Here is a 16716-nt window from a genome sequence, read left to right as displayed (position 1 = left end):
CACTTAGCATTCCCTGCAAACCCTTGTTAACTAAGAAATCCATGAGATAGGCATCTGTATTATGGGGTAACTCCAATCTTATATGGCGTTGCTTTAGTGTAGATATAATTCTAACTTTATCATATGAATGCTAAAGGTGCTATACAGGAAAAATTATTTAAACATATCAAAGAGAAACTGCCAACAAATCTGTCATTGGTGCATGAGGTGTCTGAAGTGCTCGGTATAAGTTATGATAGTGCTTATAGAAGGTTACGCAATGAAAAATCTCTAACCCTGGATGAAGCTCTTTTAATATGTAACAGGTTTAATTGTCCATTAACTTCCTTAATAGAAGAAAGTAGTCAGTTTCTTACTTTTCAGCATCTTCGTGTGGGGCCAGAAGCATTTGATAAAACACAGTGGTTGAGTTTTATTCATAACAGGCTCATAACTATTTGTCAGGCTAATGAAAAGCAAATTGTATATGCGGCCAAAGATCCTCCAATTTTTCAATATTTTCAGTTTCCTGAAATAGTAGCTTTTAAAATATTTTTCTGGGAAAAGACCCTCTTTCATTCTCAGAAGTTAGAAGGAAAGAAGCTCGCTCTGAATAGCATTACTCCTGATGTTGTTGATAAATGTCGTAAAATATCGGCATTGTCATTGCAGATACCAACCATTGAAATATGGAATGAAGATACATTCAGAATTCTTTTACGGCAGATTGAATATTATTGGGTATCAGATTATTTTGAGAGTGAACAGGTTTTAATTGAACTAATTAACAGTATAGAAACATGGCTGATTCATAATCAAAAACAGGCAGAGTTGGGGCTGAAGTTTTTATATGGTCATAAGCCACAGGGTATTGAAAATTCATATACACTTTATGAGAATGAGATTGTACTCAATGACAATACCATTTATATTACGGAAGACAATAAATGCAATGCATACATTACCTACAATGTACTTGGCCTTCTGGGAAGTTCAAACAGTGCCTTTTGTAGTAATGTTTCCAGTTTTCATAAGGTTTTGATTTCGAAGTCAAATGTGATAAGTCAGGTCGGAGAAAAAGCACGAAATCGTTTTTTTAATAAGTTACATCAACGAATTGAACAGTTTAGAAATGAACATGGTTTATCTGTGCCCAAATAATTAGAGCCTTATTGTTAGTCTCATAAGATGAGTTTATTAAGCATCATATTAATTCCATTGTTGACGGTGGTGTTGTACGTTGTTATTACTGCTTTTTTATTGAGAAATGCAGTTGATAGTCAGCACCTGAAGCTAAAACAATTTTTAATGCTTCGTTTTTTTGGAACAAGCCTATTTGCAATTTCAACATTTGTACTTGTGATGCTTTGTGATGATAAAGTGACGTTGATTAATGTGGGTGTGTTTAACAGTTGGTGGGCTGTTGTGTCTCTAATAGTTTTAGTGCCAGTAATTCTTATGATTAATTACAACCTGGCTAAAAACAAAAAGCATCACCAAATCTACCCGCAATTATCGGTAGGTGAATGGCGTTTTAGCTTATTGTTGCTTAATGCTTTGTTGTGGGGCGTGTATTTGTTTGCATATGAGCTTTTTTTTAGAGGAGTTGTGCTTTCTATCAGCATAAAATGGATGGGTATTGTGGTGGCAATAGCCTTCAATTCTATCATTTATGCAATAGCTCATCTGCCAAAAGGCAAGTTTGAAGTTGTAGGCTCAATGCCTTTAGGTGTTATTTTTTGTGTCATTGCCTATTTATCAGATTCTTTTTTGATTGTGTGGATATTACATTTTACAATGGCCGTATCCAATGATTTTTTCTGCATAAAAAACAAAGTAAATACAAATAGCAATGAAGTATAATTTTACGTGATGACGCATGTTTTTGTGAGTGGAGCGACCGGATATATCGGAACCCGTTTGGTCATTAAGTTAGCTGAAGAGGGCTATTGTGTTCATGCGCTTTATCGGGATGAAAATAAAACCAAAGGATTCAAGAGTGATAACATTAAGCTGTATAAAGGTGATTTGAATAATCCGGATTCATTAGTAAATGCAATGATAGATTGCGATTGTGTGTTTCATATTGCCGCATTGGCGAAATTATGGTCGAGAGATAAAAGTGATTTTTATAATACAAATGTAGTTGGGACACAAAACATAATTGCTGCTGCCATAGCAACCAAGGTTAGGCGTTGTATTTTTACTTCAACAGCTGGAGTGTATGATGCTTCAATCGCTGGCCCTATTACAGAAGAAAGTGCTGTTTCATCATCTTTGTTTAGTGATTATGAAGAGACTAAGTATGAAGCGGATAAAATAATTATGAATGAACCATCGCGAATGGAGATGATCATTGTACGGCCTACGCGTGTGTTTGGACCAGGAAATATGAGTGAAAGCAATGGTGTGACGCGTTTAATCCAGATGTATGCCAGAGGAAAATGGCATATTATTCCGGGTAATGGTACAGCCATGGCAAACTATGTTTTTATCGATGATGTTGTCATGGGGCATATTCAGGCTTATAAATATGGTTGCGACAAAGAATGTTATATTTTGGGAGGAGAAAATGTTTCCTATAACCAATTTTTCACTGCACTACAGCACTCAACAGGACGTTATTACTATTTGTTTAAACTGCCTAAGTGTGCAATGCTTTTTATAGCATACATAATGCAAGGTTATACAAAGGTATGCTCATCTTCACCGTTGATAACGACTAAAATGGTAAGAAAATTTCTTGCGAATTGGAATGTTTCAAGCAACAAAGCTATGAATGAAATTAACTATCAACCAACTATGTTTACCGAGGGATTGGAACAAACAGTCGCCTGGCTTAAAAGAAGCCAAATGCTCTAATGGTTATTGAGCTTGATTAACTCTGTAAATCAAGCTTGTTACTTGTGACTAAACGACAGCCAATTGAATTTCATTTTTGACGGCATTAGAAACCAATGGAATACTAATGCCTTTGGGCAATAATTTTAATAAGAGCCAATTAATTTTGTTAATGCGACCAGGAATAATGACGCAATTTTGATTTAGCATCTTTCGCACGGCTATTTCAGCAATGTTTTTAGGGTTTTGTAAGCCGGCTTTTACCCACCAGCCCTGCTTGTTGATGCGAGAGGTTATTTCGTGGTTGGTTTTTATTGGCCCGGGTAAAAGAACACTAACACTAATGCTTAACGGTTTTAGTTCTTCGTTTAAACTTCTTGAGAATGAATAAACAAATGATTTTGAGGCAGGATAAATTGTTTTGAATGCTATGGGGCAACACGAGGCCATGCTGGCAACATTTAGAATATATGCTGGTGCATTTTTCGACATGTTTTCCATCAGCATATGTGTAAGTAATACCATTGCTCTAATATTGACTTTTAACATTGCATCCATGTTGTCTATGTTTTCGTGTTGAAAGTAGTTAGAGCCACCAATGCCAGCATTATTCACCAAAATATTGACTGTATATCCTTTGAGCCACTGTTGGACACTCGGCATAGCATCTGATTCTGTAAAATCAACCTCTTTACATTGCGTATTGATCTTGTATTGAACCGAAAGATATTGGCTCAGTTCCACCAAGCTTTCATCAGGCCGTGCTAAAAGTAAAAGATTATGGCCTTTTTTTGCCAGTTCGGTTGCGATGGCTTTTCCTAAGCCAATTCCGGCACCGGTTACCAGTGCATATGTTATAGCTCGTTTCATAGTGGCAGTGTTCTTAGGCGATGAGATGACTGGTTTTTAATTTATTAGATTGAATAGCTGATATTTTATAATATAAGCATTTCGGAAGGAATAGTACAGAGTGATATATAAATTTGTTGATAAAGCCGGGTATGCAAATGACCTTGTTGCTCGATAAATGGCGAAGACTAATTGATACAACATCATTTTCTTTCATCCATAATAATTTCTGCTCAAGCCAAGAACGAGCTGTTATTAATCCCATGCGACTATGAAATTCTGTTTCAATAAAGCCAGGGCAAAGGGCTTGCACTGAAATGTTATGTTTTTGTAAATCAATATGCATGCATTCCGAAAGGCTGACCAGGAAGGCTTTGCTTGAGCAATAAAAGTAGCTTAATGGGGCTGGCATGTAGGCACATAGAGATGAAACATTGATAATGGCACCCTTCTTTCTATGTTTCATTTTTGGTACTACTTCATGAATAATTCTAGCTGCAGCTGTTATATGTACTTGCAGCATCTGATTCTGCTCATTATACGACGCTTTATAAAAGTCATTTCGATTACCAAAACCAGCATTGTTTATTAGCATATCAATACGTTGTAGTTGTGAGATTTTATCAATTAAATCTTGAAGCTCCTTTGCCTTGAGTAAATTAGCACATTGGATATGGACTTGGATGCCATGTTTTTGTTTTAATTGTGTTTGGATGGACTGTAGGCGCTTAGTACGTCGTCCGGTCAGGAATAAATCCCAGCCTTGTTGAGCCAGGTGTTGGGCAAAAGTTTGACCCAAACCACTAGAGGCTCCTGTTATTATGGCTAGTTGGGCTGACATGATGTATGTTTTATTGAGTTTGAGAATCAGATAATCTGCTTTTTAATCGTTTGAGATTGCTCATGAAAATCTTTTTTAATACGGGTTCTTGTATCCATTGTGGAAAAATAGGTGCTTCGTTTGAGAAAGTTTCGAACACAATTTTTGTTTGCTGTTCATTTATCTGTTCTAATCGCCAGGTTGCAACATAATGTTTTATGCGAATAAATCTATTGTCTGGCATAGTAACAGTCTTATCGCTTTTTACCTGCACAACACTGGTTTTTCCATCGATTTTGTAAAAATGGTAGCGAGCCAATAAGTCACGGTTTGAAAATGGCCAGGGTAGTTGAATAACCATATGTACCAGCTGGCCTGAATCTGTTGAAATGCTTTGAGCAGATTTGATGCCTTTCATCCAGTCGCATACAGTTGAATGGTCTCTTAAGTAATCTTCTGTTTTTTTTAAGGAGCAATTGGTTATTAGTTCCCCTTTGCGTTCACGTACAAATAAGGTGTCGTTTATTTGTACCCATCTTTCATAAAGCTGTATCCCCTTATTGCTTTTAACACAAGTCCACTCGTTCTCTTTAGTGGGATGAAGCAATAGGTCTGTTAATTTTACTGTTGTAAAATCAGGAAAAAGAAATTTAACTAAAAGAATGGCAAGAAAAATCATGGCTGTCGTATTGTTGTTACTTCGTGAATTTAGGTGGCCTTTGCCGGTGTATCAGAATGCAGTTTTTAACTGTAGGACGGTACGAATAGTACTGTAAATGTAGAGCAGTAAACCAATGTTCACGAATGGATAAGTGCAAGCCGAATAGGTGAAATTTGCAGAAAATGAAATTGCTATTTAAAAACCTGATTGATTGGGATTATTTACTGATTTTAGAAAAGTAAGCTTGTGTGATTTGTGTTTTCTTCAAAAGATAGTCTCTGAAAATAGGGTAATTGGGATTTTTAGCAAAAAATGCACTGATGATTTTTTCCATTATTTGAAACCAGCTGAGCTAATAGCACAATCACTTTTACAAAATGCTGTAGAATTCCATATGGCGTTGATATTAGGAAAAAAACTGTATAATGCGCTAATGTGAAGTAGATATCGTGGTGAATTCTAACGAATGAGAAAATTTGAGCAGCCTTATTAATATGGTTAAAAGCTTTATGATGGCCTTAAGGTTATAGGCTAAAACGCAGTCTTGACTTTCTTTCGTTTCTTGTATAATTAAAAATCAAAAAATGGTACAAGTCATTTATGAACACCTGATTTTTGCCACATTAGTGTTGTTAGGAGTGCAAAAGGTGTTTGAATGTATTGTATTCGTACTCAAAGTTTGGCGTAAATATCCCTTTGCCAATATTGTCGTTAATTTCTTCTGGTGTCCAAAAGCGAACCTCGTCAACCTCATTTTTAGCAAAATTAAACGGACCTTTATGGTTCGTCATGAAACAAAAGACTAATTCAGTTTCAACCTCGCTTTTCCAAGAGTATTGACCAATGGATTTGGCTTTGAATTGTGTTAGTCCTATTTCTTCCTGTGTTTCTCTTTGAAGCGATGTCTCAATGCTTTCCCCGGCAGCAACATGTCCACCTACTGCAGTATCCCACTTATTGGGTTGAATAAGCTTATGTGAAGGTCGTTTTTGCAATAAAAGCTTTCCTTTGTCAATCACATGCAAATGAACCACAGGGTGTAATAGGAATGACTTGGAATGAACAACTGAACGAGGCGCTGAGCCTAAGACTTTGCCTTTGTCGTTTACCAAAGGCAGCCATTCTTCATGGCTATATTGCTTGTTAAGCCTTTTTTTACTGAGCCATTCATATACAAAAAAGACAGCCATCACAACAACTAATCCGCCAGTACCCATAAAACTCCAAATAGCTTTATTGTCTATAAAGGAAGAGGCAAGGGTTGCTATCGAATAAATGAGAAGCAACCAAAATATTCGTTTCATGCTTTGTTGCATCATCCATAAATGATAGGGATTCATGCTTAGGTTTTTCATATAGCGTTGCGTCATTTGCAACATCAGGTTATGCTTCGAAAATGCTGAGTAACCAATTAATCCCGTCATTAATAGACTGACAATGCCGGGTTTTAGTTTAAAGAATAAATCGTTGTCGAGTAAAATGGATACGGCTCCAAGGGCAATGATTAAACCCACATCAAACAAAACAAAACGTTCTAATTTCCTTATCTTAATATAACCAATGACTAATTCAATAATACCGATGGTAATGGCGACAATTAAGCCGTAAATTGTTCCCCAAATTTCATCTACTACAATAAAAACAATTATTGGAAGAAAGCCTGGTATGAGGCGTTTTAATAGTTGTAGTTTATCCATGTTTGTGTGTTTTCACTGCGAATATAATAAATGAGAAAGCAATTTATAAGTTCGGGGTGTTGAAACGATAATCGATGTTAAGTACTTTTCCTCTCAACCTTTTTGTTATTTTTGTGAACCATTATCGCTGAAATAATTAATATGAACGGTTATACAATTCAATTATTAGTTCCATTCGCCTCGTTTTTATCTTTTATGATGGTGTTCTTATCGATACCTACAATTTTAAGAGTGGCGCATTCAAAGAACTTATTTGATGAACCAAACAAACGAAGCGTACACCGTATGCGGATTCCAACCCTTGGTGGACTTGCTATTTTTATTGGTTTTTTGTTTACCTATTCTCTTTTTGTTGATTGGTTTAAATTTATAGAAATACCATTTTTAATTCCGGCCTTACTCATCATTTTTGGCATTGGTATTAAGGATGATATTTTAGTTACAGCACCAATGGTTAAGCTTGGTGGTCAGTTAATTGCAGTTATTATTGTCGTTGGGCTTGGTGGCCTGCAGATAACTGATTTTCATGGCTTTTTCGGTTTACAGCCCGATCTTTTTTGGGGGACAATATTGACCATTGTGGGTATGGTGTTTATTATTAATGGTTTTAATCTGATTGATGGTATTGATGGTCTGGCAGCCATAACAGGCATTATTAGTATGCTATCATTTTCTGTTTGGTATTTTATAAATGAAGATTATCATATACCAACATTAGCTGCTGCATTAGTAGGTGGTTTATTAGCGTTTGCGTATTATAATATCTTTTCAAAGCGTCAAAAAATCTTTATGGGCGATACGGGTTCATTGGTTTTAGGGTTTTTAGTTGCTGTAGTAGCGGTAGAATTTAGTGAGTTTAACAGGCCTGATGAGCAGTATAAGTTAATTCATACAATGAATAGCGCTCCAGCGGTTGCAATGGCGATTTTAATTGTACCTATCATTGACACTTTACGTGTATTTATGTTGCGTGTTTCGCAAGGTAATTCACCATTTATGGCCGATAAGAACCATATTCATCACCGCATGCTGGCGCTTGGTTTCTCGCATTTGCAAATTAGTCTTATTATTGGGGCAATCAACATTGCCTTTGTTATTCTGGGCTTTTCCTTAAGAAACTGGGGAATGCTTCGACTAAGCATATTAATTCTCTCTCTTGGTTTTGCCGTCGCATATATTCCTTCTATAGCATTGTATTATAAACGCCGCCATTTTATAAGGCGTTTACGCAATATGAAAAAGAAAAAGTAGAGCGTTGTCATTTATCGACAATGAAATTTTCTTTTGATTAAGATTAAAAGGATAAAATTGTCTGGTTTTATTCTTTGGCTCATTCTGATGTGTATAAACTAAACAACTCTAGAATTTAGGTGTTATATATGCTAATGATTCTGGAAAAATTTTAAAAACATGAATAAATTATCTGATATAGGCTTGATAGGTTTAGCAGTTATGGGCGAAAACCTTGTTCTCAATATGGAAAGTAAGGGTTACAGCGTTTCCGTTTATAATCGTTCAACTGAGAAGGTTGATAATTTTGTAAATGCAAGAGGTAAGGGGAAAAATATTCAAGGAACCTATTCATTGGAAGAGCTTGTGAATTCACTTGAACGCCCGCGTAAGGTAATGATGATGATAAAGGCAGGAGGTGCTGTTGATGCAACAATTGAAGCTTTATTGCCTTTGTTAGACGCCGGTGATATTATTATTGATGGCGGAAATACGCATTACCCTGACACTGATCGAAGGGTTAAAGTTGTTGAAAGTAAGGGTGTTCATTATATAGGTGCAGGCGTATCCGGAGGTGAAGAGGGAGCCTTGCTTGGGCCTTCGATAATGCCAGGTGGATCAAAGGCGGCTTGGCCTGCTGTTAAACCTATTTTTCAATCAATAGCAGCCAAAGTTGAAGATGGTTCGCCTTGTTGTGATTGGGTTGGGGAAGATGGAGCCGGTCACTTTGTGAAAATGGTGCACAATGGTATTGAATATGGTGACATGCAGCTTATTACTGAAGCCTATCATATTATGAAAGATTTACTGGAGCTTTCGGCAGATGAAATGCACGAGGTGTTTAAAGAATGGAACGAGCAGGAGCTTGATTCCTATCTTATTGAGATTACTCGTGATATTATGGCATTTAAGGATGAGGATGGTGAGCCATTGGTTGAGATTATACTTGATAAGGCCGGGCAAAAAGGGACTGGCAAATGGACTGGAATCACAGCTCTTGATTTAGGAGTTCCGTTAACCCTAATTGGCGAGGCGGTTTTTTCGCGTTGCTTATCGTCTATAAAAGATGAGCGGGTTGAAGCATCTAAAATATTAAGTGGGCCCAAGCCACAATTTGAAGGTGATAAAAAGGAATTTGTTAAAGCAATAAAAGACGCATTATTTGCTTCTAAAATCGTTTCATATGCACAGGGTTATGCTTTGATGCAAGCAGCGGCTAAAGAAAATGGCTGGAACCTTAATTATGGTGGTATCGCATTAATGTGGCGCGGTGGTTGTATCATTCGTTCAGTATTTTTAAGTAAAATTAAGGAAGCATTTGATAATCAGTCATCACTAAGTAATTTGCTGCTGGATCCTTATTTTAAGGCAGCCATTGATAAAGCTCAAAATGGCTGGCGTAAAGTGGTAGCTACAGCAGTTATGAATGGCATTCCAACTCCGGCATTTGCCACGGCATTATGCTATTTTGATGGTTATCGTTCAGAGCGTTTACCGGCCAACTTATTACAGGCTCAGCGCGATTATTTTGGTGCGCATACCTATGAGCGTACAGACAAGCCGAGAGGTGAGTTTTTTCACACTAACTGGACAGGGCGAGGTGGTGATACAGCCAGTACAACTTATAATGTTTAAGAAAAGCGACTTATAAAAAAAATAGCTCTTCATTTTTTTTGAGGAGCTATTTTTTTATCGTTTTACTGTTATTAGTTTTCAGGCCAGATAGGCATTTCTGATTCATCATCCCAAAATGGACCCCACTGAATTTCAGTTAAAATGTCGTGGTCGAAAAATAAGTTGAGACTAAAATCAGGGTTAGCAGCTAATGACTGATTTGGAATAACATCGGTTGATAGATCTTCTAATTCGAATTCCCCCAAATTAAAAACCTCCATTTGTTCCATTACTTCACCTTGGCTAAGTCCAATTAAATCAATTCCTTCAAATAGAATTTCAGGTGACGCAGTGGTAATCGAAGTGAGTTTCCAATTACAATCTTCTTCAAAGGACAATGAAAGGTGTAGTTCATCAAAGTGCCACGCTTCCATCGCTCCCGAGTCTTTATCTCCATCCATCGCCTCAACCTCACTAGGCTCGCCAATTAATTTAATAATTTCTTGTCTGGTTAATCCGAATTTTACTTTGTCAAGACCTTGTCCTAAAGTGATGTCTTTCATGTTGTTGTATTAGAGTTGATAATGAGTTTGCAAAAATAGTGAAAGTTAAAAATCTTTACTACGCCTGTTCGCTTTTTTTATCGAATGAAGTTTTTTACTGCTCAAGCGTTTTTCGATAGAAGCACGCGTTCGCTTCGTTTTGACTCTTTTTTTTATTGGGGTTAATGCTTTTGAGATTATCTGATCAAAAAGGTTGATAACTATGTTTTTGTTTTGTAATTGAGAACGACTTTCCTGGCAGCTTAAAATAAGCTCATTGTCTATTGTTAGGCGGTGCTTAAGTCGATTGATTAGTAACTGTTTTTCGTGTACCGATAAAATCGAAGAATCACTGATATTGAATCTTAAGATAACTTTAGAGTTAACTTTGTTGACATTCTGACCACCGGGACCACTGCTTCTGGCGGTGATGAATTTTAGTTCTGAACGTAAGTCCCTGTTATATGTCATGGATGTTTTTTGAGCCGTAATAATTAAAAGCCTAAAGTTAAGTAAATAAGGGTTTCAAATATCCTAATTTCATTTACTTTTGTGTATAGATCTAATAAAGAATGAGAAGAGTATTATTTTTTATACTTATTATATATACTTGCCTTTGTAAATTAGAGAGTCAGGAGTTTATAGGTGTTCATACGAGTCAGTATCTGCCATTTGTAAATTTAATATACCAACCTGCAAATTTAACTCGTGATACAGCGAAATGGAATTTTAATTTTCTTTCAACAAATGTTGCGCTATTAAATAGTCAGGTGTTTGCCACTGGAGATATCTGGGATGGCCTTGCTAAGGTAGGTTTTGGAGATTTAAAGTATTTTTTAGCTTCAGAGGAGTCGTTGCTCTATGTGAAAGGACGTTTAATTGCGCCATCATTAACTTTTAAACTGAATGACCGGCATTCATTTGCCTTGTCAACCAGTGTTAGGGCTGATGGGGTTTACAGTTCATCAAATGATGACTTCTTGAAAATTTTTAGTGGTATTTCGCAACCAGATGCATTGAAGGATATTAATGATGAATATTTTAAATCGCTAGTTAATAGTTGGGTTGAATATAGTTTAAGCTGGTCTACAACCATTTTAAGGGATGAAAATAACTGGCTGACAGGTGGTGCGAACCTAAAAATATTAAATGGTGCTGGTTCTGGTTACCTTGAAATGGATGGTGTAGATGTCATGTTTGACGATGAATCAATATCGCATTTCGATATGCAATTTTCGTATGGATTTAATGAGAGCTTAAGCAAGACCATTGATGGTGGTGATATCATTGAGCAATCAGGCAATATGGGTATCGGTCTCGATTTAGGACTCGAATACGCTTATTTACCCGATTACTTAATAGGAGTTGATGGTGCTCCGTATAAATACAAAATTGGTTTTGTTATTTCAGATATTGGACACATTAATCATCCTGACACAAAAAACCAGGCATCCTACAATGTTAGTATGGAGAATGTACCTTATAGTCGGTTTAAAGGGATTCAAACCATTGAAGCATTAAAGGATTCTATTGAAAAATCGATTGATTTTGAGGAGAATAAAGGTGGAAGTTTTAGAACTAAACTGCCTCTGTCTATGGTTTTTAATTTTGATTACTGCATCACACCAGGGTGGTTTGTGAATGGCTCAGTGATGCATAGGCCAAATTACTATACCGCAACCGTTAATATTCTAAATAAAGGTATTTGGCGATATACGATAACACCTCGATATGAAAAACAGAAATGGGGAGCATATCTGCCATTTGATCATAATTCTGTATTAGGTTGGAATATTGGTATCGCAGGTCGTTATCGGCAATTCTTTTTGGGCTCTTCAACCTTTGTAGGGAATTTGTTTGGTATCGGTCGTGGACAAATGCTTGTTTACTTTGGTGTGTCGGTGCCTATTGGTAGTTTATAATAGGTGTTTAAACTTATTAATTAGTGCGGCATCAGATGCATAAAAAATGCCTTTGTGATTCATAAATGTCGAGTCTTTTCTGTTTAAATCAAGAGCCTCGCCGTTAAAGCTTTGAGCATAAGCGCCTAGTTCATTATAAATACAAGCGGATGCTGCAAAATCCCACACACTACCACCTCCATTTTCTTTTTTCGGGTATTTGAAATAAATAGCGGGATGATTTTCTAATACCCAAACGGCATTCATTGCTGCACCTCCGTGGCTGATGATTGCTGGTTTAATGCCATTTTTAATTTCGAGTTTATTTGAGATGTTTTCTAATGCTTCCTGTTTTAAAAAGCTGCGATCACACACGAGTGTTAGTTCATTTGTCGGCTCATTCAGAATCCATTTATAGCCATTTTTATAGGCGCCTATTCTGTCAATTGCATGATAAACTGTTGAGTCAATAGGGTTATAAATGACGCCAATTAGTGGATGCCCGGTTCTGTCAACCAAGGCGATAGATACTGAATAGCCGGTTGTTTGTTCAATAAATGGCAATGTGCCATCTAAAGGATCGATACACCAGAAGTAGTCTTTCTCAAAGCGGCTTTTGTCATCAGTTGTTTCTTCACTTAATAGTGCCAGATTATACTTGTCAATTGTCGGTTGTAGGGTTTCAATAATTAGCCTTTCACTTGCAATATCCACTTCAGTAAAAACTTGTGAGGCGAAGCTGCTGCCTCCCGTTTTTTTATTGACAACAAAATGCTCCTTGCTTCTGTGTGCGATTAGCCGACCCGCTTTGGTGGCAGCATTAATTGCACATTGGCATAGATCTTTAAGTTCTGAAGGACTTAGCGTCATTATTGTGATGAATTAGTTATGTGGGCTACTACTTCTCGTGCAAGTCTTTCGCTATAGCTGTTTATTTTCCAATGGTCAGGACTCCAGCCTTTCAAGAAACGGTGAAAGTCAGTCCATGCAACAGGGTATAAAGTCCGCCATTCTTTTTCTATTTCCTCGAATATGATTTCAGGATGATGTTTCCGTGTGGCCTTTTTGAGTTCGGAAAAGTAAAAATCCAGTATTTGAGCTTCCATAGCTTCGCAATCTTCTTCATATAAGCAACTGCCCGTAAAGTATGCGACATCCTTCATGCCACAACCTCCACCAACATACTGAAAGTCGACCGCTGCCACTTTTTGTCCATCATTTGAAAAGCAAAAGTTGGCAAGTTTAGCATCGCCATGTACCAAGGTTTGAAATTTACTATTTCGGAGTGTTTGGTCAATTGTAGTAGCTGCTTGTTGCAACTGTTTATCATCCATTACTTTTAATTCATCGGGGCGCGTATCAAGATGCCAGTAGGTGCCAACCTCCCAAAGATTTTCGGGTTTTTGTTGTAGAAAAGTAGCGTGGAAATTGGCTAACCATCGCAGGCATGTTTTAATTTCTTGCCAACTCACAGAAGATAAGCGTGCTGAAAATCCGGATGCGTCCAAGTCTTCCATAACCATCAAAACTTCTTCGTCAAAATGTTCCAAAGCAAGCGTGTGTGGTGTCCGACAATCATCATCACATTGTTGGTTCCAGAATTCATACCAGGCAGTTTCAACCTGATAAGATTTCACTTTTCTTTGATGCGAAAAGTCGGTATTCCAGCCTCTTGGGTGGTTCGTATCATCGGGAAGTTTAACGTGCTTAATAACTACACTTTGGTATGAGCTGCCTTCTAGTCCAACCCTGATTATTCGACCGTATCCACTCCATAGGCTTTGAATGGTTTCAATTTCAAACAAATCTGAAGCTCCCGTGGCTTTTAATATGATGTCTTTAAAATGTTGATTCATGCTCATTATTATCAATGGGGCGCAAAGATAGTTTTTACTCTGTTTATTTCTCCAGCATTGTTTTGAGGACCTTATAATCCGTTTTGCCTGTTCCTAGTACCGGAATCTCATCTACATGAATAACTTCTTTTAGTTTAGCAATAGGAGCTACTCCATTACTTATGAGGTACTCATTCGCTTCATTAAGGTCAATGCCATTTTTTGTAAATAAAGCAATGCGAGGCGGTGTTGTTTTATCACTTCCTTCAATAGCTAATACCTGCTCCTCAGGACTTCCATATTTCTCCAGTAATACTTTCTCAATAAAAGGAAGGCTTATCATTTCACCAGCAATCTTTATAAAACGTTTTAAGCGGCCGGTTATGAATAAATAGCCATCATCGTCAATGTAACCCAAATCACCTGTTTTGTAATATTCTTCGCCATTGATTGTTTCAAAAGGCTTCAGCTCTGGTTGATTAAGGTAACCACTAAAGATATTTGATCCCTGTACGTAAATCATCCCTGCTTTACCATTTTTGCATGGTTTCTGAGTTTCTAAATCAATAATTTGAGCCTTAATACCCGGTAGAAACTGACCAACACTGTTTAGCTTTTGCTTCTTTTGTGGATTCAAGGTGAGAACTGGTGCGCACTCGGTAATACCATATCCTTCCAGAATGAGGCCGCCCGTTGTTACCTTTTCAAATTGCTGTTTTAAGGCTTCAGGCATGGCTTCGGCTCCTGATATGGCGAATTTAACCGATTTAAAAGTATAAGAAGCTGTTGAACCTTCGGCCAGTAATAATTTTAAGAAGCCTGGTGTGCCAAGTAATACATTCGCTTTAATGTGTTTAAGGATGCGAAGTACTTCACGCGAATCTGTCGGGTTAGGCGTATAGCCTACTTTAACGGCAGTAAGTAATGGCATAATATTTAACACTGAAAAACCAAAGCTATGGAAAGGTGGCAAAAATGATAGAAAGGTTTGATTGTTATCAATATTAACCAACTGAAAAGCTGCAGCCAGATTGCTCACAATGTTTTGATGCGTTAATGGCACCGCCTTGGGCAGTGCTTCACTTCCCGAAGTGAAGAGTATAACCGCCGTTTCTGGTTTGTTTTTGGTGGAAATAAGAAGCCCAGGCAATTTTGATTTTATTGCACCTTTAAGCTTGGTGGTCAGTGAGAGTGTCGGAATCTTCTTTTCTAACAAAATCAGGTTACCCTTAATCTCATGTGGCAACTGCTCATCAATTTTCTCAATAAACGCACCTGCTGACAGGATGGTATTTACTTCGGCTGTTTTGATACAATGTAGCAAAACCTTTTTGCCAACTGTCCAATTAAGCATCACCGGAACTTTTCCGGCCAGATAACAGGCTGCAATTAAAAGTGTGGTGCTTTGCAAGGCTGGTAGCATGATACCAACATTATCTTCTTTTACTTCTTTCTTCAAAAGCTCAGAAACAACACAGGCCTTCAAAAAGAAATCTTTGCGTGATGTGGAGCCAAGCATGGCATCATAACAAAACGGATCTTGTCCATTTTTGGTAAATGAAGAAATAAACTGCTGAAGAATGGTGCCATCAGCTTTAATATTGAGTCGCTCAATATGGCTGAGTTTTTGATCAAGCTTAGAAGGTTTTAGTTCATTGTCGCTTTTAAACTGCCCCATGGCTACCATGCATAAATCCTGTACGGTTTTTATGTCGTTGATCTCAGGAGCTGAAAACGATGGAAATTGATTTTCGACTTCTGATATGATTTCAACAATATTTAATGAATCGGCCCCCAGTTCGAGTTGTAAGTAGCTCTCTTTTTGGATGCAATTTTTATCCAATTCCAGAATTATAGCGATGCACTTACTGACTTTATCAAAAACGTCATCAGGTATGTTGTGTACAGGTTCCAGGTTTGCCTTAAGTGTTTTATCAGAACCAACAATATTGGTGGGTAAGCTTCGTTTTAATTTTGAAGCAAGAAAGTGGTATTTGATATACGAAACCGGCTCTTCACCATTGGCATTATACACTTGCTCAAGGTATTCATTGAATTCAGTCTTGCCTTCCTGACTTTTGGCTTTAGCATCTTTGCTTATATTGATGAACTCAATACAAACATGGCGCCGTGGCATAAAAAAGAGCAGATTAAAGAAAATCAAAGCAATAGATTTTAGTAATGTAGGAAAGAAAGAAGGTGATTTTCCCATCCAGGCACGTGACCAGTAACTTCCCCATAAGCCAGATATGCGCACGGCAATCACTTCTGCTTCATCGGGCATGTTTTGAACTGATAATTGAGCACTTTGCTTGTTGCGTATGCGTTCATAGCCTTGTGCTGCAATTTGTCCACTTGGGTAGAGTACGATGTTTTTCTCCATCTCCAGGCCTTTGTCAACCGAAGAAACGATTTGGTCAAGAACATTGGTATTGCGACTTCCGCCCTCAAGATCGCTAACACGAACGGCTCCCCATGCTTTAAATACTGATTTAGCCACGGGTATGTCATAGTACGACGATAACATCACTGGTACTGCCGATGAGAATTTATATAAATGAGTGAATAGTAAGATGGGATCCATGATGGCCTGATGATTAGGCAAGATAAGCTTGGGATTTGTGCTTTTTAGGTTGGCCTCACCAATTATTTTGACACGATAACGAGCACTAAGGATAAAGCGAACAAATGCAAACAAGCATTTGGCAATCCCAATTATAAATGGATGATGTTGTCTCATGATTTCT

At 37.4% G+C, this 16716-nt stretch carries 15 protein-coding genes; 6 read left to right on the top strand and 9 right to left on the bottom strand.

Annotation, left to right across the window (positions count from 1 at the left end):
- Positions 1 to 123: 123 nt before the first annotated feature.
- Genes JIV24_RS17750 through JIV24_RS17740 form a run of 3 tightly spaced genes read left to right on the top strand, consistent with a single transcriptional unit; the run spans position 124 to position 2841 of the window.
- Positions 124 to 1140 (top strand): hypothetical protein, encoded by a 1017-nt coding sequence (locus tag JIV24_RS17750; RefSeq protein WP_200466418.1) that lies wholly within the window; start codon positions 124 to 126, stop codon positions 1138 to 1140.
- Between the two features lie 27 nt (positions 1141 to 1167).
- Entirely contained in the window at positions 1168 to 1842 is a 675-nt protein-coding gene (locus tag JIV24_RS17745) for a CPBP family intramembrane glutamic endopeptidase (protein ID WP_200466417.1), read from the top strand.
- 9 nt (positions 1843 to 1851) lie between these two features.
- Complete coding sequence (locus JIV24_RS17740) at positions 1852 to 2841, top strand: NAD-dependent epimerase/dehydratase family protein (protein ID WP_200466416.1); 990 nt, start codon at positions 1852 to 1854, stop codon at positions 2839 to 2841.
- 48 nt (positions 2842 to 2889) lie between these two features.
- Here the strand turns inward: JIV24_RS17740 and JIV24_RS17735 are convergent, their stop codons facing one another.
- From JIV24_RS17735 to JIV24_RS17720, 4 genes are all read right to left on the bottom strand, one after another.
- Positions 2890 to 3690 carry an SDR family NAD(P)-dependent oxidoreductase gene (locus JIV24_RS17735; RefSeq protein WP_200466415.1) on the bottom strand — a complete coding sequence of 267 codons (801 nt, stop codon included), beginning with the start codon at positions 3688 to 3690 and terminating at the stop codon, positions 2890 to 2892.
- A 13-nt stretch (positions 3691 to 3703) separates the two neighbouring features.
- Positions 3704 to 4510, bottom strand: coding sequence for an SDR family NAD(P)-dependent oxidoreductase (locus JIV24_RS17730; protein WP_200466414.1), 807 nt, complete (start codon positions 4508 to 4510; stop codon positions 3704 to 3706).
- Positions 4511 to 4520: 10 nt separating this feature from the next.
- A complete protein-coding gene (locus tag JIV24_RS17725; protein ID WP_200466413.1) occupies positions 4521 to 5168 on the bottom strand; it encodes an START domain-containing protein in 648 nt (215 codons plus the stop codon).
- Between the two features lie 614 nt (positions 5169 to 5782).
- The gene (locus tag JIV24_RS17720) at positions 5783 to 6847 is read right to left on the bottom strand and encodes an NUDIX domain-containing protein (RefSeq protein WP_200466412.1); all 1065 of its coding nucleotides are present in this window, start codon (positions 6845 to 6847) and stop codon (positions 5783 to 5785) included.
- A gap of 141 nt (positions 6848 to 6988) precedes the next feature.
- Between JIV24_RS17720 and JIV24_RS17715 the strand changes: the two genes are divergently transcribed.
- The gene (locus tag JIV24_RS17715) at positions 6989 to 8098 is read left to right on the top strand and encodes a glycosyltransferase family 4 protein (RefSeq protein ID WP_200466411.1); all 1110 of its coding nucleotides are present in this window, start codon (positions 6989 to 6991) and stop codon (positions 8096 to 8098) included.
- Positions 8099 to 8257: 159 nt separating this feature from the next.
- Positions 8258 to 9712 carry a decarboxylating NADP(+)-dependent phosphogluconate dehydrogenase gene (gnd, locus tag JIV24_RS17710; RefSeq protein ID WP_200466410.1) on the top strand — a complete coding sequence of 485 codons (1455 nt, stop codon included), beginning with the start codon at positions 8258 to 8260 and terminating at the stop codon, positions 9710 to 9712.
- Between the two features lie 71 nt (positions 9713 to 9783).
- On the opposite strand, the gene JIV24_RS17705 is transcribed toward gnd, so the two are convergent.
- Positions 9784 to 10254 (bottom strand): hypothetical protein, encoded by a 471-nt coding sequence (locus JIV24_RS17705; protein ID WP_200466409.1) that lies wholly within the window; start codon positions 10252 to 10254, stop codon positions 9784 to 9786.
- Positions 10255 to 10299: 45 nt separating this feature from the next.
- On the bottom strand, positions 10300 to 10704 hold the full coding sequence (gene arfB, locus JIV24_RS17700) for an alternative ribosome rescue aminoacyl-tRNA hydrolase ArfB (protein ID WP_200466408.1): 405 nt from the start codon (positions 10702 to 10704) through the stop codon (positions 10300 to 10302).
- A gap of 101 nt (positions 10705 to 10805) precedes the next feature.
- On the opposite strand from arfB, the gene JIV24_RS17695 reads away from it, so the two are divergent.
- Positions 10806 to 12155, top strand: a complete 1350-nt coding sequence (locus JIV24_RS17695) for a DUF5723 family protein (RefSeq protein WP_200466407.1) — start codon at positions 10806 to 10808, stop codon at positions 12153 to 12155.
- Here the strand turns inward: JIV24_RS17695 and JIV24_RS17690 are convergent.
- From JIV24_RS17690 to JIV24_RS17680, 3 genes are read right to left on the bottom strand one after another with little or no spacing between them, the layout of a single operon-like run.
- Entirely contained in the window at positions 12150 to 13004 is an 855-nt protein-coding gene (locus JIV24_RS17690; protein WP_200466406.1) for a 3'(2'),5'-bisphosphate nucleotidase CysQ family protein, read from the bottom strand. The genes JIV24_RS17695 and JIV24_RS17690 overlap by 6 nt on opposite strands.
- A complete protein-coding gene (locus JIV24_RS17685) occupies positions 13004 to 13990 on the bottom strand; it encodes an oxidoreductase family protein (protein WP_200466405.1) in 987 nt (328 codons plus the stop codon). Before JIV24_RS17685 ends, JIV24_RS17690 begins: the two co-directional genes overlap by 1 nt.
- Positions 13991 to 14033: 43 nt before the next feature.
- Positions 14034 to 16709, bottom strand: a complete 2676-nt coding sequence (locus JIV24_RS17680) for an AMP-binding protein (RefSeq protein WP_200466404.1) — start codon at positions 16707 to 16709, stop codon at positions 14034 to 14036.
- Positions 16710 to 16716 lie beyond the last annotated feature (7 nt).

It is taken from the genome of Carboxylicivirga marina (assembly GCF_016612505.1).
In the GTDB taxonomy this organism is placed as follows: Bacteria; Bacteroidota; Bacteroidia; order Bacteroidales; family Marinilabiliaceae; genus Carboxylicivirga; species Carboxylicivirga marina.
This window is presented reverse-complemented; position numbering and strand designations above follow the sequence as displayed.

Bases quoted from the DNA above. Each gene is read 5' to 3' on its own strand.
- JIV24_RS17750 (WP_200466418.1), top strand. From the start codon at position 124: ATGAATGCTAAAGGTGCTATACAGGAAAAATTATTTAAACATATCAAA.
- JIV24_RS17745 (WP_200466417.1), top strand. From the start codon at position 1,168: ATGAGTTTATTAAGCATCATATTAATTCCATTGTTGACGGTGGTGTTG.
- JIV24_RS17740 (WP_200466416.1), top strand. From the start codon at position 1,852: ATGACGCATGTTTTTGTGAGTGGAGCGACCGGATATATCGGAACCCGT.
- JIV24_RS17735 (WP_200466415.1), bottom strand. From the start codon at position 3,690: ATGAAACGAGCTATAACATATGCACTGGTAACCGGTGCCGGAATTGGC.
- JIV24_RS17730 (WP_200466414.1), bottom strand. From the start codon at position 4,510: ATGTCAGCCCAACTAGCCATAATAACAGGAGCCTCTAGTGGTTTGGGT.
- JIV24_RS17725 (WP_200466413.1), bottom strand. From the start codon at position 5,168: ATGATTTTTCTTGCCATTCTTTTAGTTAAATTTCTTTTTCCTGATTTT.
- JIV24_RS17720 (WP_200466412.1), bottom strand. From the start codon at position 6,847: ATGGATAAACTACAACTATTAAAACGCCTCATACCAGGCTTTCTTCCA.
- JIV24_RS17715 (WP_200466411.1), top strand. From the start codon at position 6,989: ATGAACGGTTATACAATTCAATTATTAGTTCCATTCGCCTCGTTTTTA.
- gnd (WP_200466410.1), top strand. From the start codon at position 8,258: ATGAATAAATTATCTGATATAGGCTTGATAGGTTTAGCAGTTATGGGC.
- JIV24_RS17705 (WP_200466409.1), bottom strand. From the start codon at position 10,254: ATGAAAGACATCACTTTAGGACAAGGTCTTGACAAAGTAAAATTCGGA.
- arfB (WP_200466408.1), bottom strand. From the start codon at position 10,704: ATGACATATAACAGGGACTTACGTTCAGAACTAAAATTCATCACCGCC.
- JIV24_RS17695 (WP_200466407.1), top strand. From the start codon at position 10,806: ATGAGAAGAGTATTATTTTTTATACTTATTATATATACTTGCCTTTGT.
- JIV24_RS17690 (WP_200466406.1), bottom strand. From the start codon at position 13,004: ATGACGCTAAGTCCTTCAGAACTTAAAGATCTATGCCAATGTGCAATT.
- JIV24_RS17685 (WP_200466405.1), bottom strand. From the start codon at position 13,990: ATGAATCAACATTTTAAAGACATCATATTAAAAGCCACGGGAGCTTCA.
- JIV24_RS17680 (WP_200466404.1), bottom strand. From the start codon at position 16,709: ATGAGACAACATCATCCATTTATAATTGGGATTGCCAAATGCTTGTTT.